Here is a 23,213-nt window from a genome sequence, read left to right as displayed (position 1 = left end):
AGGGGTGCGTCGATGAGCACCGTCTACAACCCGAGCGACCCCTACGCCGGCTCGCGGGAGACCACCGAGGGGCGGGTCTACACCGTCACCGGCGGGGACTGGGACGTCACCCTCGGAGCCGATCCGCACGGCGAGGAGCGCCTCGTCGTCAACATGGGCCCGCAGCATCCGTCCACCCACGGCGTGCTCCGCCTGGTCCTCGACCTGGAGGGCGAGACGGTCACCAAGGCGCGCGTGGTGATCGGCTACCTGCACACCGGCATCGAGAAGAACACCGAGTACCGCAACTGGGTGCAGGGCACGACGTTCGTGACCCGGATGGACTACCTGGCCCCGCTGTTCAACGAGGCCGGCTACTGCATGGCCGTCGAGAAGCTGCTCGGCGTCGAGATCCCGCAGCGCGCGGCCACGATCCGGGTGCTGGTCATGGAGCTGAACCGGATCGCCTCCCACCTGGTCGCGCTGGCGACGTTCGGCATGGAGATGGGCGCCCTCACCGGCATGACCAACGGCTTCCGCGAGCGGGAGATGGTCCTCGACCTGCTCGAGGAGATCACCGGGCTGCGGATGAACCACGCCTACATCCGCCCCGGCGGTCTGGCGCAGGACCTGCCGGAGGGGGCGGTCGAGCACATCCGGGAGTTCCTGGAGGTCTTCCCGAAGCGGGTCGCGGACTTCCACCGGCTGCTCACCGGCCAGCCGATCTGGCAGGCGCGGCTCAAGGACGCCGGGTACCTCGACCTCACCGGCTGCGTCGCCCTCGGGGTCACCGGACCGATCCTGCGCGCCACCGGGCTGGCCTGGGACCTGCGCAAGGTCGAGCCGTACCTCGGCTACGAGACCTACGACTTCGAGGTCCCCACCGCCGACACCTGCGACGCCTGGGGCCGGTACCTGGTGCGCATGGCCGAGGTCAACGAGTCGCTGAAGCTCATCAGCCAGGCGCTGGACCGGCTGGAGCCCGGGCCGGTCATGGTCGAGGACAAGAAGATCGCCTGGCCCGCCCAGCTCTCCCTGGGGCCCGACGGCATGGGCAACTCCCTGGACCACGTGCGGCACATCATGGGCCAGTCGATGGAGGCCCTGATCCACCACTTCAAGCTGGTCACCGAGGGCTTCCGGGTGCCGGCGGGGCAGGTCTACGTGCCCCTGGAGTCCCCCCGCGGCGAGCTCGGCTACCACGTGGTCAGCGACGGCAGCACCCGCCCGTGGCGCGTCCACGTGCGCGACCCCAGCTTCGTGAACCTGCAGGCCACGGCGGCGATGAGCGAGGGCGGCATGATCGCCGACGTCATCGCCGCGATCGCCTCGATCGACCCGGTGATGGGGGGCGTGGACAGATGAGTGCACTGCCAGGCAGTCCCGAGGGGACGGCGGTCACCGGGCTGGACTCCAGCCCGGTCGACGTCGCGTCCCTCGCCGAGACCCCGCCGCTGCCCGAGCAGGCCCGGCTCGAGGCGCGCGAGATCATCGCCCGCTACCCGGTGGCCCGCTCGGCGCTGCTGCCGATGCTGCACCTGGTGCAGAGCTACCAGGGCTACGTCACCCCCGAGGGCGTCGCGCTGTGCGCCGAGGAGCTGGGGCTGACCAAGGCCGAGGTCGGGGCGGTCGCGACCTTCTACACGATGTACAAGCGCCGCCCCACCGGCCGGCACCTGGTCAGCGTCTGCACCAACACGCTCTGCGCCGTGCTGGGCGGGCAGCGGATCATGGACGCGCTCTCCGCCGACCTCGGCGTGCACCACGACGAGACCGCCGCCGACGGCTCGATCACCCTCGAGCACGCCGAGTGCCTCGCCGCGTGCGACTACGCGCCCGTGGTCACCGTGGACTACGAGTTCTACGACCAGCAGGACGTCGACAGCGCCCGTGAGCTGGTCGCGGCGCTGCGCCGGGGGGAGAAGCCGCTGCCGACCCGCGGCGCGCCGCTCACCGACTTCCGCGGCATCTCCCGCCAGCTGGCGGGCTTCTCCCAGCACCCGGACGCGGCGGACGCGGCGGCCGCCGTCGACGCGCCGGGGAACTACGAGCCCACCCTGCGCGGGCTGCGGCTGGCCGCCGACCGCGGGGAGGCCGCCCCGCCGATGCGCGGCCCGGAGCCCGAGCCGGCCGACGTCGGTGAGCCGCGCGAGACCGTGCGCCCCTCCGGGGAGACCGGGGAGACCCCGGGCAAGGAGGCGGCGGACGCCCGCGTCGCCGCCGCCGACACCCCGGCGGAGAAGGCCGGCGCCGCCGGCTCGCACCCCGACGCCCCCGAGCCGGCTGGGCGGCGGCTGCCGGGCGGCCGCGAGGGCACCGACACCCCGGCCGGGCAGGAGCCCGGTACGAGTGGTCAGAGCCCCGCCACCCCACCCCCGGACGCCCAGGGGCCCGGCGGCCCGTCCCGGACCATCGAGGGCCGCGGCCCGAAGCGGAGGCGATGAACCGTGCCCCTCACCCCTGTCCTCACCAGCCGCTGGGGCGCCGAGCAGTCCTGGCGGCTCGCCACCTACGAGCGGCTCGACGGCTACTCCGCACTCCGCACCGCGCTGTCGATGCAGCCCGACGAGCTGGTCGCCCTGGTCAAGGACTCCGGCCTGCGCGGCCGCGGCGGCGCCGGCTTCCCCACCGGCATGAAATGGAGCTTCATCCCCCAGCCCAAGCCGGGGGAGGAGCCCAGCGGGCCCGCGGCGATGCCCAAGTACCTCGTGGTCAACGCCGACGAGGGCGAGCCGGGCACCTGCAAGGACCTGCCGCTCATGATGGCCGACCCGCACTCGCTGATCGAGGGCGTGATCATCTCGTCCTACGCCATCCGCTCGAAACTGGCCGTCATCTACGTCCGCGGCGAGGCGGTGCACGCCCACCGGCGGCTGCTCAACGCCGTGGGGGAGGCCTACGCCGCCGGTTACCTCGGCACCGACATCCTGGGCTCGGGCTACGACCTGGAGCTGATCGTGCACGCCGGCGCCGGTGCGTACATCTGCGGCGAGGAGACCGCGCTGCTGGACTCGCTCGAGGGCTACCGCGGCCAGCCCCGGCTCAAGCCGCCCTTCCCCGCGGTCGCCGGCCTGTACGGGGCCCCGACGGTCATCAACAACGTCGAGACGCTGGCCAGCGTGCCGTTCGTCGTCCGCGGCGGGGCCGAGTGGTTCAAGGCGTTCGGCCCGGAGAAGTCGCCCGGGCCGAAGATCTACTCGCTGTCGGGCCGCGTCGTCCGGCCGGGCCAGTACGAGGCCCCCATGGGCACGACGATGCGCGAGCTGCTCGAGATGGCCGGCGGCGTCCGCCCCGGTCACGAGCTGAAGTTCTGGACGCCGGGCGGCTCGTCGACGCCGTACTTCACCGCCGAGCACCTCGACGTCCCGCTCGACTTCGACTCCGTGGCCGCTGCGGGCTCGATGCTCGGCACGACCGCGCTCATGGTGTTCGACGAGACCGACTCGATCGTCGAGGCCACGCTCCGGTTCACCGAGTTCTACGCGCACGAGAGCTGCGGCAAGTGCACGCCCTGCCGCGAGGGCACCTACTGGCTGGTGCAGATCCTCGAGCGGATCGCGCACGGGCGGGGGACCGCCCAGGACCTCGACATCCTGCTCGACACCTGCGACAACATCCTGGGCCGCTCGTTCTGCGCCCTCGGTGACGGGGCGACCAGCTGCATCACCAGCTCGCTGAAGTACTTCAAGGACGACTACGTGGCCCTGCTCCCCCCCGAGGAGCAGGCCCGGCTGGGGCGCAGCCTCCGCCTCGAGCCCGTGGGAGCTGCGTCATGACCCTGACACCCGCCAACCCGCCGCCCGCCCCGGCCGTGCCGCCGGGCGCCCCCGGCCCGCACACCCCGCCGGACGCCGTCCACTGCACGATCGACGGGTTCGACGTCGCCGTGCCGAAGGGCACGCTGATCATCCGCGCCGCCGAGCAGGTCGGCGTCTTCATCCCGCGGTTCTGCGACCACCCGCTGCTCGAGCCGGTGGGCGCCTGCCGGCAGTGCCTGGTCGAGGTCGAGGGGCAGCGCAAGCCGGTCGCCTCCTGCACCATGCCGGTCACCGACGGCATGGAGATCCACACGCAGCTCACCAGCCCGGTCGCGGACAAGGCGCAGCAGGGCACCATGGAGCTGCTGCTGATCAACCACCCGCTCGACTGCCCGACCTGCGACAAGGGCGGCGAGTGCCCGCTGCAGAACCAGGCGATGAGCAACGGCCGCGCCGAGAGCCGGTACGTCGACGAGAAGCGGACCTACCCCAAGCCGCTGCCGATCAGCAGCCAGGTGCTGCTGGACCGGGAGCGCTGCGTCCTCTGCGCCCGCTGCACCCGCTTCTCCCAGCAGGTGGCCGGCGACCCGTTCATCGAGCTGTTCGAGCGTGGCGCGCTGGAGCAGGTGGCGATCTACGAGGACGAGCCGTTCGAGTCCTACTTCTCCGGCAACACCACCCAGATCTGCCCGGTCGGGGCGCTGACCAGCGCTCAGTACCGGTTCCGCGCCCGCCCCTTCGACCTGCGCAGCGAGGACAGCGTCTGCGAGCACTGCGCCTCGGGCTGCGCCATGCGCACCGACTACCGGCGCGGGAAGATCACCCGCCGGCAGGCCGGTGACGACCCCGCGGTCAACGAGGAGTGGACCTGCGACAAGGGCCGCTACGCGTTCCGCTACGCCAGCGCCAACGCCCGGCTGACCACCCCGCTGGTGCGGGGGGCGGACGGGGAGCTGCGGCCGGCGTCCTGGCCCGAGGCCTGGGCCGCGGCCGCCGCCGGCCTGCTCCGGGCCCGCGCCGAGGGCGGTGTCGGGGTGCTCCCCGGCGGCCGGCTCACGCTCGAGGACGCCTACGCCTGGGCCACCTTCGCCCGGGTGGCCCTGGGTACCAACGACGTCGACGCCCGCGCCCGCGCGCACTCGGCCGAGGAGCTGGCGTTCCTGGCCACCACGATCGCCGGTACCGGGCCGGCGACCGGTGCCGTCACCTACGACGACCTCGGCGAGGCGCCGGCGGTCCTCCTGGCCGGACTCGAACCGGAGGAGGAGTCACCGATCCTCTTCCTGCGGCTGCGCCGGGCGGTGCGCACCCGCCGGCTGCCGGTCTTCGACCTCGCGCCGTTCGCCACCCGGGCCGCGGCCAAGCTGGAGGCGACGGTGCTCACCACGGTCCCCGGGGCCGAGGCGCGGTCGCTGCTCGCGCTCGCCGAGGGCACCTGGGGCGGCCCCGCGGTGGAGGCGCTGCGGCAGCCGGGCGCCGTCGTCCTGGCCGGTGAGCGGCTGGCCGAGGTCCCCGGCGCGTTCTCCGCCCTGCTCGCCCTGTCCCGGGCGACCGGGGCCCGGCTCGCCTGGGTGCCCCGCCGCGCCGGCGAGCGCGGCGCCGTCGAGGCCGGGGCGCTGCCGAACCTGCTGCCCGGTGGCCGGACCGTCGAGGACGACGTCGCCCGCGCCGAGGTGGCCGCGGTCTGGGGCGTGGACCCCGGCGCCGTGCCCGCCGTCCCGGGGCGGGACGCCACCGGCATCCTCACCGCGGCGCGCAGCGGCCGGCTGCCCGGCCTGCTGGTCGGCGGCGTCGACCCGGCCGACCTGCCCGACCCCGCCCTGGCGCTGGCGGCCCTCGACGCGGCGGCCTTCGTGGTCAGCCTCGAGATGTTCCCCAGCGCGGTCACCGAGCGCGCCGACGTCGTCCTGCCGGTCGCGGCCGCGCCGGAGAAGGCGGGCAGCTACCTGGACTGGGAGGGCCGGCTGCGGTCCTTCGACGCGACGCTGCACGGCTCCGGGCAGCTGCCGGACGGCCGTGTCCTGCACGGCCTGGCCGACGCGATGGACGTCGACCTGCGGCTGCCCGCGCCCGAGGTGGCGCGGTCCGCGCTCTCCGCGCTGGGGGCCCGCCGGTCCGCCGCGGCCGCCTCCGGGCCCGACGTCGCCCCGCCGGCTGCCCCGCTGCTCCGGGACGACGAGGCGGTCCTGGCGTCCTGGCGGCAGCTGCTCGACGTGGGCACCCTGCAGCGGGACGAGCCCGAGCTGGCCGGCACCGCGCGCCGCCCGGTCGCCCGCATCGGCGCCGGCACGGCCGCCCGCCTCGGCCTGGCCGACGGCGACCGGCTCTCCGTCAGCGGGGCCACCGGTTCGATCAGCCTGCCGGTGGTGGTCACCGCCATGCCCGACCAGGTGGTGTGGCTGCCGATGCGCTCGCCCGGCAGCGAGATCCGGAGCGCGCTGGGTGCCGGGCCCGGCGCGGTCGTGCGGCTGGCCCGCACGTCGGCCGTCGCCGGGGAGGTCGTGCGATGAACCTGTGGGCCGCGGCCGACCAGCCGACGCTGGCGGACTTCGGGCAGGACGTCTGGTGGATCGTGCTCATCAAGATCGTCGGCGTCTTCGCCGTGCTGGTCGCGATGACGCTGTTCGCGATCGTCTTCGAGCGCAAGGTCGTCGCACGGATGCAGCAGCGGATCGGGCCGAACACGGTCGGCCCGCGCGGCTACCTGCAGAGCCTCGCCGACGGGCTCAAGCTGGCGTTCAAGGAAGACATCATGCCGGCGATGGCCGACAAGCCGGTGTACTTCCTGGCCCCGGTGATCGCCACCGTCCCGGCGTTCGTCGCCTTCTCGGTGATCCCGATGGGCCCGGTCGTGAGCATCTTCGGCGAGCAGACGCCGCTGCAGCTCACCGACGCCCCGATCGGGGTGCTGATCGTCCTGGCGATGTCCGCCATGGGCATCTACGGGATCGTGCTGGGCGGCTGGGCCTCCGGCTCCACCTACCCGCTGCTGGGGAGCATGCGCAGCGCGGCGCAGATGATCAGCTACGAGATCGCGATGGGGCTGTCCATCGTGGCGGTCTTCCTCTACGCCGGCACGATGTCCACCTCGGAGATCGTCGCTGCCCAGGCCGACGGCAACCAGCTGTCCTTCTTCGGCTGGGAGTTCACCGGCCCCAGCTGGTACGTCGTCCTGCTGCCGGTGTCCTTCGTGCTCTACGCGATCGCCGTCGTGGGGGAGACCAACCGGGCGCCCTTCGACCTCCCCGAGGCCGAGAGCGAGCTCGTCGGTGGGTTCCACACCGAGTACTCGTCGCTGAAGTTCGCCCTGTTCTTCCTCGCCGAGTACATCAACATGGTCACCGTCTCGGCGCTGGCCGCGACGCTGTTCCTGGGTGGCTGGCGCGCGCCGTGGCCGATCTCGATATGGGACGGCGCGAACACGGGCTGGTGGCCGCTGCTGTGGTTCTTCCTCAAGGTCGTCGCCGCCCTGTTCGTCTTCATCTGGCTGCGCGGCACGCTGCCCCGGCTGCGCTACGACCAGTTCATGCGCTTCGGGTGGAAGGTGCTCGTCCCGGTCGCCCTGGTCTGGATCCTGATCGTGGCGACGATGCGCACCGTCTCCCGGGAGACCGCCCTCTCCACCGGCGAGGTGGCGCTCTACGTCGGGGTCCCGGCGGCGCTGCTGGTGCTCGTCGCGCTCTGGCTCGGCGGCCGCTCCGCGCACAAGGACACCCGGCTCGCCGCTGCCGAGGCCGCGGCCGGCTCCAACCACCCGACCCGGGCCGAACCCGAGGTCCTGCCGCCGGCCGGGGCACGCCGCCGGCCCGCCGGTGGCCCCAGCCGCGCGGAGGGCGGGTTCCCCGTCCCGCCGATGGACCTGCAGGTGCCGCCGTCGCCCCGGCTGCGGCGGCAGCCCAGCACCACCACCACCGCCGACGCGGCGCCGGTCGTCAGCACCGGGCGGCGCGGCACCGCCACCGTCGAGGAGGAGCGCGATGCCTGACCGCGACGAGCGGGAGACCCCCGCGCGCGGCTTGCCCGGCGAGCAGGACATGGTCCGGCGGTCCCGCGGGGAGGTGGAGCACTCGTCGGCGGGTGGTCGCAACCGGCCCGCCGTCCGGGACAGCCTCCTGCCCGCCGCGGTCCAGGGGTTCGGGGTCACCTTCGCCCAGATATTCCGGACCGTGACCACCGAGCAGTACCCGTACGAGCCGAAGGTGACCAAGCCGCGCTACCACGGCCGCCACGTGCTCAACCGGCACCCCGACGGGCTCGAGAAGTGCGTCGGCTGCGAGCTCTGCGCCTGGGCGTGCCCGGCCGACGCCATCTACGTGGAGGGCGGGGACAACACCGAGGACGAGCGCTACTCGCCCGGTGAGCGGTACGGCGCGGTCTACCAGATCAACTACCTGCGCTGCATCTTCTGCGGGCTGTGCATCGAGGCCTGCCCCACCCGCTCGCTGACGATGAGCAACGACTTCGAGCTCGCCGACGACAACCGGGCGGACCTGATCTACACCAAGGAACAGCTGATGGCCCCCCTGCTGCCCGGCATGGAGGCCACCCCGCACCCGATGCGGCTCGGGGACGACGAGAAGGACTACTACGTGCGCGAACCGGAGCCCCGCCCGTGAGCCCGGACACCGCCGGCGTCGTCATCGGCACCGGCGAGGCCGTCGTCTTCTGGATCCTCGGCCCGGTCGCGCTGGCCGGGGCGCTGGGCATGGTGTTCAGCCGGAACGCGGTGCACTCCGCGCTGTGGCTGGTCCTGACGATGCTGTCGCTGGGGGTCTTCTACGTCGTCCAGGAGGCGCCGTTCCTCGGGGCGGCGCAGATCATCGTCTACACCGGCGCGATCATGATCCTCTTCCTCTTCGTGCTCATGCTCGTGGGGCGCGACTCCTCCGACTCGGTCGTGGAGACCCTGCGCGGTCAGCGGGTGGCGGCCACGCTGCTCGGCGTCGGCTTCGCCGCGATCGTGGGGGCCGGCATCGCGCGGGCGACCCGCGACCTGCCGGTCGCCGGGCTCGAGGCGGTGCAGGGCGGGGCGGGCGGTGCCTCGGCGGGCAACGTCGAGGCGATCGCCGGCCTGCTGTACTCGCGGTACCTGGTGGCGTTCGAGGTCACCGGTGGGCTGCTCATCGTCGCGGCCGTCGGCGCGCTGGTCTTCACCCAGATGGAGCGGACCCCGGGCAGCCGCAAGGGTCAGATCGAGCTCTCCCGGGCCCGTTTCCTCACCGACCGGCCGCAGACGCTGCCGGGCCCGGGGGTCTACGCCCGCGCCCACTCGGTGGCCGCGCCGGGGCTGCTGCCCGACGGCCGCTTCGCCGAGGACACCCTCGCCACCGGCATCGAGGCGCCGGAGGTCGACCAGCTGCCCCGTCCCACCGGCCGGGAGCAGCTCGGCTCACCCGATGCCGCCCTCGGGTCGATGGACCCCACCGTCAGCGACGTGCCCGGAGGGCGGGAACGGTGAGCCTGAGCCACTACCTCGTGCTCGCCGCGATCCTGTTCACCATCGGGGCGGTCGGCGTGCTCGTGCGGCGCAACGCGATCGTCGTGTTCATGTGCGTGGAGCTGATGCTCAACGCCGTCAACCTCACGCTGATCACCTTCGCCCGGTCCACCGGGACCGTCGACGGCCAGATCATCGCGCTGTTCGTCATGGTCGTGGCGGCCGCCGAGGTGGTCGTCGGGCTCGCGATCATCATGTCGATCTACCGGACCCGGCGGTCCGCCTCGATCGACGACGCCAACCTCCTCAAGTACTGACGCGCGGGACGGGGACTTCTGTGTCTGAGACGCTGCCCGCGGACGGGCTGCTCGGCTGGTCCTGGCTGCTGATCGCGCTGCCCCTGCTGGGGGCCGCGGTGCTGCTGCTGGGTGGCCGCCGCACCGACCGCTGGGGCCACCTGCTGGGGACGGCGACGGTGGGCGCCGCCTTCCTGCTCGCGGTCCTCTGCACGGTGCAGCTGGCCGGTCAGGACGGGGCGCCGGCCGACGTCGAGCTGTTCACCTTCATCGCCACCGGCGAGCTCGACGTCACCGCCGGGCTGCTCTACGACCCGCTGTCGGCGGTCTTCGTCCTGCTGATCACCGGCGTCGGCTCGCTGATCCACGTCTACTCGATCGGCTACATGGCGCACGACCCCGGGCGCCGCCGGTTCTTCGCCTACCTGAACCTCTTCGTCGCGGCGATGCTGCTGCTGGTCCTGGGCAACAGCTTCGTGGCGCTCTACGTCGGCTGGGAGGGCGTCGGCCTGGCGTCCTACCTGCTGATCGCCTTCTGGTACACCCGCCCGGCCGCGGCCACGGCGGCGAAGAAGGCCTTCATCATGAACCGGGTCGGCGACGTCGGCCTGGCCCTGGCCATCTTCGTGATGTTCGCCCAGCTCGGGACGACGTCGTACGCCGGCGTCTTCGGGTCGGTGGGCGCCCTGGCGGGCGGGACGATCACCGCGATCGGGCTGCTCCTGCTGCTGGGTGCCTGCGGCAAGTCCGGCCAGTTCCCGCTGCAGGCGTGGCTGCCCGACGCCATGGAGGGCCCCACCCCGGTCTCGGCGCTGATCCACGCGGCGACGATGGTCACCGCGGGCGTGTACCTCATCGCCCGGTCGGCCCCCATCTACGACGAGACGCCGACCGCGCGGGCGGTGGTGCTGGCGATCGGCGCGCTCACCCTGCTGATCGGGGCGATCGCCGGCTGCGCCTACGACGACATCAAGAAGGTGCTGGCCTGGTCGACGGTCAGCCAGATCGGCTACATGTTCCTGGCCGTCGGGCTCGGGCCGGCCGGCTACGTCGCCGGCCTGGCGCACCTGCTCGCGCACGGGTTCTTCAAGGCCGGGCTGTTCCTCGGCGCCGGCTCGGTCATGCACGCGATGCGCGACTCGGTGGACATGCGGCGCTTCGGCGGCCTGTGGAACAAGCTGCCGGTCACCTTCGTCACCTTCGGTCTGGGCTACCTCGCCCTGATCGGGTTCCCGTTCCTCTCCGGCTACTTCACCAAGGACGCGATCATCGAGGCCGCTCTGGACCGGGACGACGTCTGGGGCTGGGTCCTCGGCGGGGTCGCCGTGCTGGGCGCGGGGCTGACCGCCTTCTACATGACCCGGCTGATGCTCATGACCTTCTTCGGCCGGCCGCGCTGGGAGGACGGCGTCCACCCGCACGAGGCGCCCGCAGTGATGACCGCGCCGATGGTGGTGCTCGCCGTCGGCTCGATCGCCGCCGGCGGCCTGCTGGTGTCGGTGTTCCCGCTGTCGGGCTGGCTGGAGCCGGTCTTCGGCGAGCCGGCGGAGGCGGCGCACGTCGTCGCCCCCGCGGTGATCGGCCTGGTCGTCACCGTCGTGATGCTGCTCGGCGTGCTGGTCGCCTGGCTGTTCGTCGGCCGCCGCGAGGTGCCGGTCACCGCCCCGGTCCGGGTCTCCCCGGTCACCCGGGCGGCCCGCAACGGCCTCTACGCCGACGCGGTGAACGAGTCGCTGTTCATGCGGCCGGGCCAGTGGCTCACCCGCGCCCTGGTCTGGCTGGACAACCGCGGCGTCGACGGTGCGGTCAACGGCCTGGCCGCCGGCCTGGGTGGCTCGTCGTCCCGGCTGGGCCGGGTGCAGACCGGCTTCGTGCGCAGCTACGCCCTCGGCATGCTCGGCGGCGCCGTCGTGGTCGCGGGCGCGCTGCTGGCGGTGACGTCCGGATGAGCGGGGCCGCCCGCGGGAGCGAACACATGGTCTCGAGCGCCGACCGGTGCCCTGGAAAGGACGTGCTGCGGTGAGCGACTTCCCCTGGCTGCTGGCGATGATCGCCGTGCCGGCCGTCGGCGCCGCGGCGGTGGCCGCCCTGCCGCGCGGGCGCGATCTGCTGGCCAAGCAGGTGGCGCTGGCCGTCAGCCTCGTGGTGCTGCTGCTGGCCGTGCTGACGACGCTCGCCTTCGACGTCGGCGGGGCGCGGTTCCAGCTGACGACGTCGGTGTCCTGGATCCCCGACTTCGGGTCGGAGTTCGCGCTGGGGGTCGACGGCATAGCCCTGGTGATGGTGCTGCTCGTCGGCGTCCTGGTGCCGCTGGTGGTCGCCGCCTCCTGGCACGAGGCCGACGACGGACGCCGCCCGGCACGGGTCTTCTTCGCCTGGTTACTGCTGCTCGAGGCGATGATGGTCGGGGTCTTCGTCGCCATCGACGTGCTGCTGTTCTACGTGTTCTTCGAGGCGATGCTCGTCCCGATGTACTTCCTGATCGGCAGCTTCGGCGGGCCGCGCCGGCAGTACGCGGCGGTCAAGTTCTTCGTCTACAGCCTGGTCGGCGGGCTGGTGATGCTCGCCTCGGTGATCGGTCTCTACGTGGTCAGCGCCGGCGCACTCGGCGAGGGCACCTTCGCCTTCGACACGCTGCGGCAGCTCGACATCGACCCCGACGTCCAGCGGCTGCTGTTCCTCGGCTTCTTCGTCGCCTTCGCGATCAAGGCGCCGCTGGTGCCGTTCCACACCTGGCTGCCCGACTCCGGTGCCGAGGCCCCGATCGGCGGGTCGGTGCTGCTGGTCGGCGTCCTGGACAAGGTCGGCACGTTCGGCTTCCTGCGCTACTGCCTGCCGCTGTTCCCCGACGCCTCGCGGTACTTCGCGCCCTTCGTGCTGGTCCTGGCGGTGGTCGGCATCCTCTACGCCGCGCTGCTGGCGATGGGCCAGAGCGACATGAAGCGGCTGGTCTCCTACACCTCGATCTCGCACTTCGGCTTCATCGCGCTGGGCATCTTCGCCTTCACCACCGAGGCGGGCACCGGCGCGGTGCTGTACATGGTCAACCACGGCCTGGCGACCGGGCTGCTGTTCCTCGTCGTCGGCATGCTCATCGCCCGCGGGGGCTCCCGCCGGATCGCCGACTACGGCGGCGTGGCGGCGAAGGCCCCGCTGCTGGCCGGCGCCTTCCTGGTGGCGGGCCTCGCCTCCCTGGCGCTGCCGGGCACCAACAGCTTCGTCAGCGAGTTCCTCGTGCTGATCGGCTCGTTCCCCGAGCGGCCGGTGTTCACGGTGCTGGCGACGGTCGGCATCGTCCTGGCCGCGCTCTACGTGCTGCTGATGTACCAGCGCACCATGCACGGCCCGCCCCGCGGCGTGCTGCTGCAGGAGGACCCGGCCGAACCCGCGCCGGCCGGTGGTGGGGGAGCCACCGCCACGCTGACCGCCCCGCGCCGCTCCCTGCGGGTGCTCGACCTCGACCGGCGCGAGCTGGCCGTCGTCGTGCCGCTGGTGGCGCTGATCATCGGCCTGGGTGTGTACCCGCAGCCGCTGATCGACCTGATCGAACCGGCCGTCGTCGCCACCCTCGGTGACCTGGGCGCCTCCGGAGGGACCGACCGATGATCGAGGCACCCGACCTCTCCTGGGCCGCGCTGGCCCCGCTGCTGGTCGTGTTCGGCGCGGCGTGCGCCGGGATCCTGGTGGAGGCGTTCGTACCGCGGGACCGGCGCCACCCGGCCCAGGTGGCGCTCGCGCTCGTCGGCACCGTCGGCGCCCTCCTCGCCACTCTGCTCGTCGCCTGGACCCGAGAGCCCGAGGTCACCGCCGGTGGCGCGCTGGCGGTCGACGACCCGGCGCTCTTCCTGCAGGCCACCATCGCCGGCCTGGGCGCGCTGTCGGTCCTGCTGTTCGCCGAGCGCGCGCTCGACCCGGCGCGGTCGGCGTTCGTCGTCAGCGCCGCCGTGCCCGCGGGCAGCCCGCGCGACCGGGAGCTGGCCACGGTGCCCCGGGTGCAGACCGAGGTCTACCCGCTGGCCACGTTCGCGCTCGGCGGCATGATGCTGTTCGTCGCGGCGAACGACCTGCTGGTCATGTTCGTGGCGCTCGAGGTGCTCAGCCTGCCGCTGTACCTGATCAGCGGGATGGCCCGGCGGCGTCGGCTGCTCTCCCAGGAGGCGGCGGTCAAGTACTTCCTGCTGGGCGCCTTCGCCTCGGCCTTCTTCCTCTACGGCCTGGCCCTGGTCTACGGCGCGGTCGGCAGCGTCCGGCTCAGCGACATCCGGGACGCCGCCACCGTCGACGGCGGGGGCGTCCTGCTGGTCCTGGGCCTGTCGCTGCTGGTCGTCGGCCTGCTGTTCAAGGCCAGCGTGGCGCCGTTCCACGCCTGGACGCCCGACGTCTACCAGGGCGCTCCGACGCCGGTCACCGCGTTCATGGCGGCATGCACGAAGGTCGCGGCCTTCGGCGCGCTCCTCCGGCTGCTCTACGTCGCGTTCGGCCCGGTCGAGTGGACGTGGCGGCCGCTGGTCTACGCCGCGGCCATCGTCTCCATGGTCGTGGGCGCGATCCTCGGGCTGACCCAGACCGACCTCAAGCGCATGCTCGCCTACTCCTCGGTCGCGCACGCCGGCTTCCTGCTCACCGGCGTCATCGGCCTCGGTGCCGACGGCGGGGGCTCCGGCCTGTCCGCCACGATGTTCTACCTGCTGGCCTACGGGATCACCACGCTGGGCGCCTTCGCCGTCCTGACCCTCGTGCGGGACGGCGACGGCGAGGCGAGCCACCTGTCGCAGTGGGCGGGGCTGGGCGCGCGCTCCCCGGTCACGGCCGCGGTGATGACCCTGTTCCTGCTGGCGCTGGCCGGCATCCCGCTCACCGCCGGGTTCACCGGCAAGTTCGCGGTCTTCCGGGCCGCGATCGAGCAGGGCGCCTGGCCGCTGGCGCTGGTGGCGCTGCTGGCCAGCGCGGTGGCGGCCTTCTTCTACCTCCGGGTCATCGTGCTGATGTACTTCTCCGAGCCGGTCGCCGACGGCCCGACGGTGGGGGTGCCCGGGCTGCCGACGACCATCGTGCTCGCGGTGACCGCGACCGCGACCCTCGCGCTCGGCGTCCTGCCCGGGGCGGTGCTCGACCTCGCGCAGCAGGCGGCTATCTTCGTCGGTTGATATGACCGGAGCCCGTGCCGCAGCCGACGGCACTCCCCACGAGGCTGTGTCCGAGGTGCGGCACCGGATCTCCACCCCGGCGTCGACCATCGGCCCCTGGCTCCCCGAGGGTGCCCTCGGGGAGGCGCTGGCCGACGGGCTGGCCCGGGTGGAGTCCGAGCTGGCCGTCGCCGTGGGCAGCGAGCACCCGTTCGTGCGGGAGGCCGCCGGCCATCTCATGGCCGCCGGCGGCAAGCGGTTCCGGCCGATGCTGGCGCTCCTGGCCGCGCAGCTGGGCGATCCGTCCGCCGCGCAGGTCACGCAGGGCGCCGTCGTCTGCGAGCTCACCCACCTGGCGACGCTGTACCACGACGACGTGATGGACGAGGCCGCCGTGCGCCGGGGCGCGCCCAGCGCCAACAGCCGGTGGAGCAACAGCATCGCCATCCTGACCGGCGACCTGCTCTTCGCCCGGGCGTCGGACATCCTCGCCGACCTGGGCCCCGAGGCCGTGCGGATCCAGGCGCGGACCTTCGAGCGACTGGTCACCGGGCAGATCAAGGAGACCGTCGGCGCCCAGCCCGGCGACGACGCGATCGCCCACTACCTGCAGGTGCTCGCCGACAAGACCGGGTCGCTCGTGGCGACGTCGGCCCGTTTCGGGGCCTCCTTCGCCGGCGTCGACGAGGACCTCGTGGCGGCGCTGACCGAGTTCGGCGAGGAGGTCGGTGTCGCCTTCCAGATCTCCGACGACCTGATCGACATCGTCAGCACCGACGACGTCTCCGGGAAGTCGCCGGGCACCGACCTCCGCGAGGGGATCGCCACCCTCCCGGTGCTGTTCGCGCTGGCCGGCGACGACCCCGCGGAGGCCCGGCTCCGGGACCTGGTGGCCGGCCCGGTCACCGACGACGCCGAGCACGCCGAGGCGCTCGCGCTGCTCCGCTCCTCCCGGTCGCTGGCCCGCGCCACCGACGTGCTGCGTGAGTACGCCGACCGGGCGCGCGCCCGGCTGGACGTCGTCCCGGCGGGCGAGGTGCGGGACGCGTTGTCGGCGTTGTGCGACTACGTGGTCACGCGTACCAGCTAGGCGCGCTGGGCACCGGGAGGCCATGCGGTCCTCCCTCGCCTGCCTGATCGCGCTGGCCCTCCCGCTCGCGGCGTGCGGGGGCGGGTCGGAGGAGGACGCCGGCTCAGTCTCGACCCCCCCGACGACCTCGGCGCCCGCCGGCGCTCCGTCGCTGGAGGTCGAGGTGGTCGCGGACGGGCTGGACCACCCCTGGGACGTCGCCCAGACCGAGGACGGCACCCTGCTGCTCGACGAGCGCGCGGGCGGCTTCACCGCCGTGCTCCCGGACGGCACGGTCCGGGAGGTCCAGGCCGACCTCGGCGACCTGTTCGCCGTCGGGGAGACCGGGCTCATGGGCCTGGCGCTGGACCCGGCGTTCGCCGAGAACCGGCGGTTCTACACGTGCCAGGGCGACCGGGAGGGGTTCATCGGCGTCGTCGCGTGGACGGTGGCGGAGGACTGGTCCGCGGCCACCCGGGTGGACGACCCGCTGATCGGCGGCATCCCGCTCAACGAGCGCAGCGGCCGGCACGGCGGCTGCCGGCTCGAGTTCGGTCCGGACGGCGCCCTGCTGGTCGGCACCGGGGACAACGCGGTCGGCACCCACCCGCAGGACCTCGGCTCCCTGGCCGGCAAGGTGCTCCGCGCCGACCCCGCCACCGGGGAGGCGCCGCCGGACAACCCCTTCGCCGCTCCGGACGACGGTGCGGCGGACCTGATCTGGACCTACGGGCACCGCAACGTCCAGGGCCTGGCCCTCCGGCCGGGCACGGAGCAGGTCTACTCGGTCGAGCACGGCCCCGACCGGAACGACGAGGTGAACCTGCTGCGACCCGGCGCCAACTACGGCTGGGACCCCGTGGGCGGCGGGGGCTACGACGAGAGCGTGCCGATGACCGACCCGGAGATCGAGGGGGCGGTCCCGGCGGTCTGGGACTCGGGCGCCCCGCCCATCGCCCCGAGCGACGGCACCTTCCTCGACGGGGACCAGTGGGGCGACTACGACGGGGTGCTCCTGCTCGGCGCGCTGCGCGGGCAGCACGTGCTGGCGCTGCGCCTGGACGAGGACGGCGCCCTCGTCGAGCAGTTCCGGCTGCCCGAGCTGGACGGCACCTACGGGCGCATCCGCACCGTCGAGCAGGGCACCGACGGCGCGCTGTACGTGACCACCGACAACGGGGGCGGCCGGGACCAGCTGCTCCGCGTCACCCCGCAGGGCTGAGGCCCCGGCCGGTCACCCGCGGGGGGACGGCGGTCCCGGCCGGCAGCAGGGGGCAGGGTTGCGGCTCGCCCAGCACCGTCCGGACCGGGAGGACGCCGGCCCACACCGGGTCCGGCGTCCCCGCGCCCTCGATGTCGCGCTCGTCGTCCCCCGGCGGGCCGGTGCGGATCTTCACGCTGGCCTCGGCCAGGTCCAGGGCGAGCACCGCGGTGGCGGCGAGCTCCTTGCGGTCGGGGAGCCGGGTGGCCGACCACGAGCCGGGCGCGAGGTGCTCGGTCAGCACCTCCAGGCCGAGCAACCGCTCCGCCGGGTCGTCGAGCAGCCGGGCCGTGCCGTGCACGACGGCGCACCGGTAGTTGACCGAGTGGTGGAAGGCCGAGCGGGCGTAGACGATCCCGTCCAGGTGGGTGACGGTGAAGCACACCGGCACCCCCTCCGCGGCGGCTCGCAGCGTCGCCGCCCCCGTCGAACCGTGCAGGTAGAGGGTCTCGCCGCGCCGGCCGTAGCCGGTGGGCAGCACGACCGGGGCGTCGCCGAGCTGCATGCCGAGGTGGCCGATCAGGCCGGCGTCGAGCACGGCGTAGAGGTCGGCCCGGTCGGTGCGGGCGCGCTTGCTGCCCCGGCGGACGGTGCTGCGGTCGGTGGGGGAGAGCGGCGCGTCGATGTCCACGACGTCGATCCTGGACGGCGGGGTGGACCTCCGGAACAGCCAATCCGCTAGGTTCTCGGCAGTCCACTTCGTCGGCGGCAGGAGCACCGTGGTCGACCTCCCCCCGGTGCTGCTCGACCGGAGCTCGGGCACGCCGCTGTCGGTCCAGCTGGCCGAGGAGCTGCGCACCGCCGCCGCCGACGGCACGCTGCGGCCCGGTGACCGGCTGCCGTCGACGCGGGCGCTCGCCGCGGCGCTGCGGGTGAGCCGCACGGTGACCGTCGCCGCCTACGACCAGTTGCTGGCCGAGGGGTGGCTCGGCGGACGCCGGGGCGCGGGCACGTACGTCCTCGGCACGGTGGCGGCGGCGCCCCCGGCGGCCCGCGCTCCTGCTGTCCGGTCATCGGCCGCACGGGCGCTGGTCGACCTGCGGGCCGGGTCGCCGTGCCTGCAGGTCCTGGACCGGGCGGCCTGGCGGCGGGCCTGGCGGGCCGCCGGCGACGAGGCCCCCGACGCCCACCCGGAGGCCGCCGGTGACCCCGCCTTCCGGTCAGCGGTGGGTGAGCACCTGCTGCGGCACCGGGGGCTGGCCGCCGGGCCGGAGGAGGTGCTGGCCACGGCCGGTACCTCGGCGGCGGTCGGCGAGGTGGCGCGCACGCTGCCGCCGGGCAGCCGGGTCGCGGTCGAGGACCCCGGCTACCAGCGCGTCGTCGGTGCGCTGCGCGACGCCGGGGTCGAGGTCGTCCCGGCCCCGGTCGACGACGACGGCCTGGTCGTCGACGCGCTCCCGTCCGGGGTGGCCGCCGTCTACTGCACGCCGGCGCACCAGTACCCGCTCGGCCGCCGGATGTCGGCCGCGCGCCGGCTCGGGCTGGTCGCCCGGGCCCGCGCCGAGGGGTGGTGGGTGCTGGAGGACGACTACGACGGGGAGCTGCGCTACGACGTCGCCCCGCTGCCGCTGCTGGGCGCGCTGGGGCCCGACGTCGTGGTCCACCTGGGCACGACGAGCAAGATCCTGAGCCCGACCCTCGGCGTCGGCTGGATGGTGGCGCCCGAGCCGCTGCGGGCGGAGCTGCTGCTCCGCCGCACCGCCACCGGCACCCGGCCCGCCCGGGCCGGTCAGCGGGTCTTCGCGGGGTTCGCGGCCTCCGGGGACCTCGCCCGGCACCTGCGCCGCCTGCGGCGCGAGCTCGTCGCCCGGGCCGGCGAGGTGCGCGCCGCGGTCGGGGCCGCCGGCCACCGGGCCGAGGGCGACGCCGCCGGGGCGCACGTCCTCGTGCCTCTGCCGGACCCCGCTGCGGAGGAGGCGGTCCGGAGCGCCGCCGCGGCGCGGGGCGTGGCGCTCGACGGCCTGGCCCGCCACACCGTCGGCGAGGGCCACCGGCGCTCCGGCCTGGTCGTCGGTTTCGCCGCCCCTACCCGGGAGGAGCTGCGCGGCGCGCTGGCCGTGCTGGGCGAGGTCCTGCGCGAGCACCCCGCGAACGAGCTCGGGCCCGCCCTCCGGGAGGAGGACGGGCCCGAGGTCATGGCCTAGAACGTCAGGCCTTCACTTCCCAGGTGTCGCCGCCGGCGAGGAGGGCGTCGAGGTCGCCGGGGCCCTGCAGCCGGGCCTCGTGCAGCTGCTCGGACATCATCGCCTCGTAGCTGGGCTTCGCCACCTTCCGGAACACGCCCATCGGGGTGTACCGGAGGTCCTGCGTGGACAGCCGGGACAGCGCGAACGCGTAGGACGGGTCCTCGCGGGTCGCGTCGTGGACCACGATCTCGCTCGCGTCGACCTGGTTGGTCTCGGCGATCCGCAGCCCGCCGAAGTCGTCGCGGACCACGCACGAGGCGCCGTCCGGGCCGAACACCAGCGGCTCGCCGTGGACGAGCGGGATCGTCCACATCGGGCCCGTCGCCGGGTCCTTCAGCAGCTCGAACGCGCCGTCGTTGAAGATGTTGCAGTTCTGGTAGATCTCCACCAGCGAGGTGCCCTGGTGCTCGGCGGCCTGCCGCAGCACCTCGGTGAGGCCCTTGCGGTCGGAGTCCATCGCCCGGCCGACGAAGGTGGCGTCCGCGCCGATCGCCAGCGACACCGGGTTGAACGGGTGGTCCAGCGAGCCCATCGGCGTGGACTTGGTGACCTTCCCGACCTCGGAGGTGGGCGAGTACTGGCCCTTGGTGAGGCCGTAGATCCGGTTGTTGAACAGCAGGATCGTCATGTTGACGTTCCGCCGCAGCGCGTGGATCAGGTGGTTGCCGCCGATGGAGAGCGCGTCCCCGTCGCCGGTGACGACCCACACCGAGAGGTCGGGGCGCGAGGCGGCGAGGCCGGTCGCGATCGCCGGGGCGCGCCCGTGGATCGAGTGCATCCCGTAGGTGTTCATGTAGTACGGGAAGCGCGACGAGCACCCGATGCCGGAGACGATGACCATGTCCTCGCGGGCGATGCCCAGGCTCGGCAGGAAGCTCTGGACGGCGTTGAGGATGACGTAGTCACCGCACCCGGGGCACCAGCGCACCTCCTGGTCGGTCTTGAAGTCCTTGCCCTTGAGCTCGGTCTGCTTGGGACCGTGCTGCTCGAGCGAGCGGGCGATGGCGGCGTCGATCGGGGTCGGCGCGTCTGGCATGCCGAGTTCGACGGTGGTCACTGGAGCGCTCCGTTCACGGGGGCAGCGGTGGTGGAGTCGATGGCGTCCTGGATGACCGCGGCGAGCTCGGCGGCCCGGAAGGGCAGCCCGCGCACCTGGGTGTGGCTCTGCACGTCCACCAGGTACTTCGCGCGCAGCAGCAGGGCCAGCTGCCCGAGGTTCATCTCCGGGCAGATGACCCGGTCGTACCGGGCCAGGACCTCGCCGAGATCGGCGGGGAACGGGTTGATGTGCCGCAGGTGGAGCTGGGCGACCTTCCGGCCGGAGCTCCGGATCCGCCGGCAGGCGGCGCCGATCGGGCCGTAGGTGGAGCCCCACCCGATGACGGCGACGCGCGCGTCGCCGTCGGGGTCCTCGACGTCGGTGGCCGGGATCGAGGCGGCGATGCCGTCGATCTTCGCCTGCCGGGTGCGGGTCATGAAGTCGTGGTTGGCCGGGTCGTAGGAGATGTTGCCGGTCTTGTCGGCCTTCTCCAGCCCGCCGATCCGGTGCTGCATGCCCGCGGTGCCCGGGATGGCCCAGGCGCGCGCCAGGGTCTCGGGGTCGCGCAGGTACGGGAGGAACTCGCCGTCCTCGCCGTTGGGCTCGGTGGCGAAGGCCACCGACTCCGTGAGGTCCGGCAGCGAGTCGGCGTCCGGGATCGCCCACGGCTCGGCGCCGTTGGCGAGGTAGCCGTCCGACAGCAGCATGACCGGCGTCCGGTAGGCGAGCGCGATCCGCGCGGCCTCCACGGCGGCGTCGAAGCAGTCACCGGGGGAGCGCGGGGCGATGACCGGGATCGGGGCCTCGCCGTTGCGGCCGAACATCGCCTGCAGCAGGTCCGACTGCTCGGTCTTCGTCGGCAGCCCGGTGGAGGGGCCACCGCGCTGGACGTCGACGATGACCAGCGGCAGCTCGGTCATGACCGCCAGGCCGATGGTCTCGGCCTTGAGCGCCACACCGGGGCCCGACGTCGTCGTGATGCCCAGCGCGCCGCCGAAGGAGGCGCCGAGGGCGGCACCGATGCCGGCGATCTCGTCCTCGGCCTGGAAGGTGCGGACGCCGAAGGCCTTGTGCCGGGACAGCTCGTGGAGGATGTCCGACGCCGGGGTGATCGGGTACGCGCCGAGGAACACCGGCAGCCCGGAGCGCTGTCCGGCGGCCACGAGCCCGAGGGCGAGCGCCTGGTTCCCCGAGATGTTGCGGTAGCGCCCGGGCTTCATCGGGGCCGGCTTGATCTCGTAGCTGACCGCGAACGCCTCGGTGGTGTCGCCGTAGTTGTAGCCGGCGCGGAACGCGGCGATGTTCGCGGCGGCGATCTCCGGCTTGCGGCGGAACTGCCGCTCGAGGAAGCGGACCGTGCCCTCGGTGGGCCGGTGGTACATCCAGCTCAGCAGGCCGAGCGTGAACATGTTCTTGCTGCGCTCGGCCTCCTTCTTGCCGAGGCCCGAGTCGGCGAGCGCGTCGAGGGTCATCGACGTCAGCGGGACGCTGACGGTCTGCCACCCCTCGAGCGAGCCGTCCTCCAGCGGGTTGGTGGCGTAGCCGACCTTCGCCAGGTTGCGCGGGGTGAACTCGTCGGAGTCGACGATCAGCAGACCACCGCCCGGGAGCTCGCCGAGGTTGGCCTTGAGCGCGGCCGGGTTCATCGCCACGAGCACGTCCGGGGCGTCGCCCGGCGTCATGACGTCGTGGTCGGCGAACTGCAGCTGGAAGGAGCTGACCCCCGGCAGGGTCCCCGTCGGCGCGCGGATCTCGGCCGGGAAGTTCGGCAGCGTCTTCAGGTCGTTGCCGAAGGACGCCGTCTCGCTCGTGAACCGGTTGCCGGTCAGCTGCATGCCGTCGCCGGAGTCACCGGCCAGCCGGATGACGACGCGGTCGAGCTCCACGACGCTCTTGACGAGCCCCCCGGGAGCGGAACCGGACACCGGGGTGGCCGGGGCGCCGTTCGCGCCCGACGGCGCGACGGTCGGGTTGGTGCCAGTCATGAGCGGTCTACCTCCACCGGGCGAGGTTACGTGCGCGTGTACGCGGTCGGGATGTGCAACCGGACACGCCGCAGCGGCGAGGATGTCACCGCGTCCGCGAGGAGGAACCCCGCCGGCGCCCCGGTCATTCCGCCGGGTGACGGTCGGCCCGCCGCCGGGAACGGGGGCTCCCCGGACGGCGTTGGACCGGTCGTGCAACGCATGACCAACGGACTGAAGACTGCCCTGCTGCTGGGCCTGATGGGCGGGCTGATCCTCATGGCCGGGGCGCTGATCGGCGGGCGCGGTGGTCTGTTCATCGCGCTGGTCATCGCCCTCGGCGTCAACGGGTACGCCTACTTCAACTCCGACAAGCTGGCGCTGCGCGCCATGCGGGCCTTCCCGGTGACCGAGACGCAGGCGCCGCAGCTGTACGCGATCGTCCGCGAGCTCGCGACCGAGGCGCGCCAGCCCATGCCCCGGCTCTACGTGAGCCCGACGAACCAGCCCAACGCGTTCGCCACCGGCCGCAACCCGCGCAACGCGGCCGTCTGCGTCACCCAGGGCATCCTCGAGCTGCTCGACCGCCGCCAGCTGCGCGGGGTGCTCGCGCACGAGCTCTCGCACGTCTACAACCGCGACATCCTGATCAGCTCGGTGGCCGGCGCCATGGCCACGGTGATCACCTACCTGGCCCACATGGCGATGTTCGCCTCGCTGTTCGGCGGCCGGTCCGACGACCGCGGCGGCGGCAACGCCCTGGGCGGCCTGCTGCTGATGCTGCTCGGCCCGCTCGCCGCCGGGGTGGTGCAGATGGCGATCAGCCGCAGCCGGGAGTACCAGGCCGACGCCTCCGGCGCCCAGCTGTCGCAGGACCCGCTCGCGCTCGCCGACGCGCTGCGGGTGATCGAGCGGGGGACGGCGGCCCGGCCGCTGCCCCAGGACGACCGGCTGGTCACCCAGAGCCACCTGATGATCGCCAACCCCTTCCGCGGGGCGGGCATGGCGTCGCTGTTCGCCAGCCACCCGCCGATGCCCGAGCGGATCGCCCGGCTGGAGCAGATGGCCCGGGAGCTCGGCCGCGGCTGACGCGTCCGG

18 protein-coding genes are annotated in these 23,213 nt (G+C 73.5%); 15 read left to right on the top strand and 3 right to left on the bottom strand.

All coding sequences use genetic code 11. From position 1 onward, the window contains the following. Positions 1-12: 12 nt before the first annotated feature. The 13 genes from ACI79S_RS09640 to ACI79S_RS09580 all read left to right on the top strand — a co-directional run bounded on the left by ACI79S_RS09640 (position 13) and on the right by ACI79S_RS09580 (position 16,887). On the top strand, positions 13-1,344 hold the full coding sequence (locus ACI79S_RS09640; RefSeq protein ID WP_456593208.1) for an NADH-quinone oxidoreductase subunit D: 1,332 nt from the start codon (positions 13-15) through the stop codon (positions 1,342-1,344). Continuing rightward, on the top strand, positions 1,341-2,423 hold the full coding sequence (gene nuoE / locus ACI79S_RS09635) for an NADH-quinone oxidoreductase subunit NuoE (RefSeq protein ID WP_456593207.1): 1,083 nt from the start codon (positions 1,341-1,343) through the stop codon (positions 2,421-2,423). The genes ACI79S_RS09640 and nuoE overlap by 4 nt, the downstream gene beginning before the upstream one ends. Before the next feature lie 3 nt (positions 2,424-2,426). After that, positions 2,427-3,755 (top strand): NADH-quinone oxidoreductase subunit NuoF, encoded by a 1,329-nt coding sequence (nuoF, locus tag ACI79S_RS09630; protein ID WP_456593206.1) that lies wholly within the window; start codon positions 2,427-2,429, stop codon positions 3,753-3,755. Next, positions 3,752-6,247, top strand: coding sequence for an NADH-quinone oxidoreductase subunit G (locus ACI79S_RS09625; protein ID WP_456593205.1), 2,496 nt, complete (start codon positions 3,752-3,754; stop codon positions 6,245-6,247). Before nuoF ends, ACI79S_RS09625 begins: the two co-directional genes overlap by 4 nt. Next, on the top strand, positions 6,244-7,722 hold the full coding sequence (gene nuoH / locus ACI79S_RS09620; RefSeq protein ID WP_456593204.1) for an NADH-quinone oxidoreductase subunit NuoH: 1,479 nt from the start codon (positions 6,244-6,246) through the stop codon (positions 7,720-7,722). Before ACI79S_RS09625 ends, nuoH begins: the two co-directional genes overlap by 4 nt. Further along, the gene (nuoI, locus tag ACI79S_RS09615) at positions 7,715-8,353 is read left to right on the top strand and encodes an NADH-quinone oxidoreductase subunit NuoI (protein ID WP_456593203.1); all 639 of its coding nucleotides are present in this window, start codon (positions 7,715-7,717) and stop codon (positions 8,351-8,353) included. Before nuoH ends, nuoI begins: the two co-directional genes overlap by 8 nt. Continuing rightward, positions 8,350-9,195 carry an NADH-quinone oxidoreductase subunit J gene (locus tag ACI79S_RS09610; protein ID WP_456593202.1) on the top strand — a complete coding sequence of 282 codons (846 nt, stop codon included), beginning with the start codon at positions 8,350-8,352 and terminating at the stop codon, positions 9,193-9,195. Before nuoI ends, ACI79S_RS09610 begins: the two co-directional genes overlap by 4 nt. Next, complete coding sequence (nuoK, locus tag ACI79S_RS09605; protein WP_091931090.1) at positions 9,192-9,491, top strand: NADH-quinone oxidoreductase subunit NuoK; 300 nt, start codon at positions 9,192-9,194, stop codon at positions 9,489-9,491. Before ACI79S_RS09610 ends, nuoK begins: the two co-directional genes overlap by 4 nt. A gap of 20 nt (positions 9,492-9,511) precedes the next feature. Continuing rightward, positions 9,512-11,419, top strand: coding sequence for an NADH-quinone oxidoreductase subunit L (gene nuoL, locus ACI79S_RS09600; RefSeq protein ID WP_456593201.1), 1,908 nt, complete (start codon positions 9,512-9,514; stop codon positions 11,417-11,419). A gap of 70 nt (positions 11,420-11,489) precedes the next feature. Then, entirely contained in the window at positions 11,490-13,076 is a 1,587-nt protein-coding gene (locus tag ACI79S_RS09595; protein ID WP_456593200.1) for an NADH-quinone oxidoreductase subunit M, read from the top strand. Beyond that, the gene (gene nuoN / locus ACI79S_RS09590; RefSeq protein ID WP_456593199.1) at positions 13,073-14,617 is read left to right on the top strand and encodes an NADH-quinone oxidoreductase subunit NuoN; all 1,545 of its coding nucleotides are present in this window, start codon (positions 13,073-13,075) and stop codon (positions 14,615-14,617) included. The genes ACI79S_RS09595 and nuoN overlap by 4 nt, the downstream gene beginning before the upstream one ends. Position 14,618: 1 nt before the next feature. Next, positions 14,619-15,686 carry a polyprenyl synthetase family protein gene (locus tag ACI79S_RS09585; protein ID WP_456593198.1) on the top strand — a complete coding sequence of 356 codons (1,068 nt, stop codon included), beginning with the start codon at positions 14,619-14,621 and terminating at the stop codon, positions 15,684-15,686. 22 nt (positions 15,687-15,708) lie between these two features. After that, complete coding sequence (locus tag ACI79S_RS09580) at positions 15,709-16,887, top strand: PQQ-dependent sugar dehydrogenase (protein ID WP_456593197.1); 1,179 nt, start codon at positions 15,709-15,711, stop codon at positions 16,885-16,887. Here the strand turns inward: ACI79S_RS09580 and ACI79S_RS09575 are convergent. Beyond that, positions 16,871-17,557, bottom strand: coding sequence for a pyridoxamine 5'-phosphate oxidase family protein (locus ACI79S_RS09575; protein WP_456593196.1), 687 nt, complete (start codon positions 17,555-17,557; stop codon positions 16,871-16,873). The two genes, ACI79S_RS09580 and ACI79S_RS09575, sit on opposite strands and share 17 nt — an antisense overlap. Positions 17,558-17,645: 88 nt before the next feature. Here ACI79S_RS09575 and pdxR point away from each other — a divergent pair, with 88 nt between their 5' ends. Continuing rightward, positions 17,646-19,070, top strand: a complete 1,425-nt coding sequence (gene pdxR / locus ACI79S_RS09570; protein WP_456593195.1) for a MocR-like pyridoxine biosynthesis transcription factor PdxR — start codon at positions 17,646-17,648, stop codon at positions 19,068-19,070. 4 nt (positions 19,071-19,074) lie between these two features. Here pdxR and ACI79S_RS09565 read toward each other — a convergent pair whose 3' ends face one another. Both ACI79S_RS09565 and ACI79S_RS09560 read right to left on the bottom strand, forming a co-directional pair. Continuing rightward, positions 19,075-20,169 (bottom strand): 2-oxoacid:ferredoxin oxidoreductase subunit beta, encoded by a 1,095-nt coding sequence (locus ACI79S_RS09565; RefSeq protein WP_456589092.1) that lies wholly within the window; start codon positions 20,167-20,169, stop codon positions 19,075-19,077. Continuing rightward, on the bottom strand, positions 20,166-22,136 hold the full coding sequence (locus ACI79S_RS09560) for a 2-oxoacid:acceptor oxidoreductase subunit alpha (RefSeq protein WP_456593194.1): 1,971 nt from the start codon (positions 22,134-22,136) through the stop codon (positions 20,166-20,168). Before ACI79S_RS09560 ends, ACI79S_RS09565 begins: the two co-directional genes overlap by 4 nt. Positions 22,137-22,337: 201 nt before the next feature. Between ACI79S_RS09560 and htpX the strand changes: the two genes are divergently transcribed. Next, the gene (gene htpX / locus ACI79S_RS09555; RefSeq protein WP_456593193.1) at positions 22,338-23,204 is read left to right on the top strand and encodes a zinc metalloprotease HtpX; all 867 of its coding nucleotides are present in this window, start codon (positions 22,338-22,340) and stop codon (positions 23,202-23,204) included. Positions 23,205-23,213 lie beyond the last annotated feature (9 nt).

Source organism: Blastococcus sp. SYSU DS1024, from assembly GCF_054050795.1.
The sequence above is the reverse complement of the archived record's forward strand: the minus strand, read 5'-3'. Positions and strand labels throughout refer to the sequence as shown.

Coding starts and splice junctions, on each gene's coding strand:
- ACI79S_RS09640 (WP_456593208.1), top strand. CDS start 13: ATGAGCACCGTCTACAACCCGAGCGACCCCTACGCCGGCTCGCGGGAG.
- ACI79S_RS09585 (WP_456593198.1), top strand. CDS start 14,619: ATGACCGGAGCCCGTGCCGCAGCCGACGGCACTCCCCACGAGGCTGTG.
- ACI79S_RS09580 (WP_456593197.1), top strand. CDS start 15,709: ATGCGGTCCTCCCTCGCCTGCCTGATCGCGCTGGCCCTCCCGCTCGCG.
- nuoE (WP_456593207.1), top strand. CDS start 1,341: ATGAGTGCACTGCCAGGCAGTCCCGAGGGGACGGCGGTCACCGGGCTG.
- nuoI (WP_456593203.1), top strand. CDS start 7,715: ATGCCTGACCGCGACGAGCGGGAGACCCCCGCGCGCGGCTTGCCCGGC.
- ACI79S_RS09625 (WP_456593205.1), top strand. CDS start 3,752: ATGACCCTGACACCCGCCAACCCGCCGCCCGCCCCGGCCGTGCCGCCG.
- ACI79S_RS09560 (WP_456593194.1), bottom strand. CDS start 22,136: ATGACTGGCACCAACCCGACCGTCGCGCCGTCGGGCGCGAACGGCGCC.
- htpX (WP_456593193.1), top strand. CDS start 22,338: ATGACCAACGGACTGAAGACTGCCCTGCTGCTGGGCCTGATGGGCGGG.
- nuoN (WP_456593199.1), top strand. CDS start 13,073: ATGATCGAGGCACCCGACCTCTCCTGGGCCGCGCTGGCCCCGCTGCTG.
- nuoH (WP_456593204.1), top strand. CDS start 6,244: ATGAACCTGTGGGCCGCGGCCGACCAGCCGACGCTGGCGGACTTCGGG.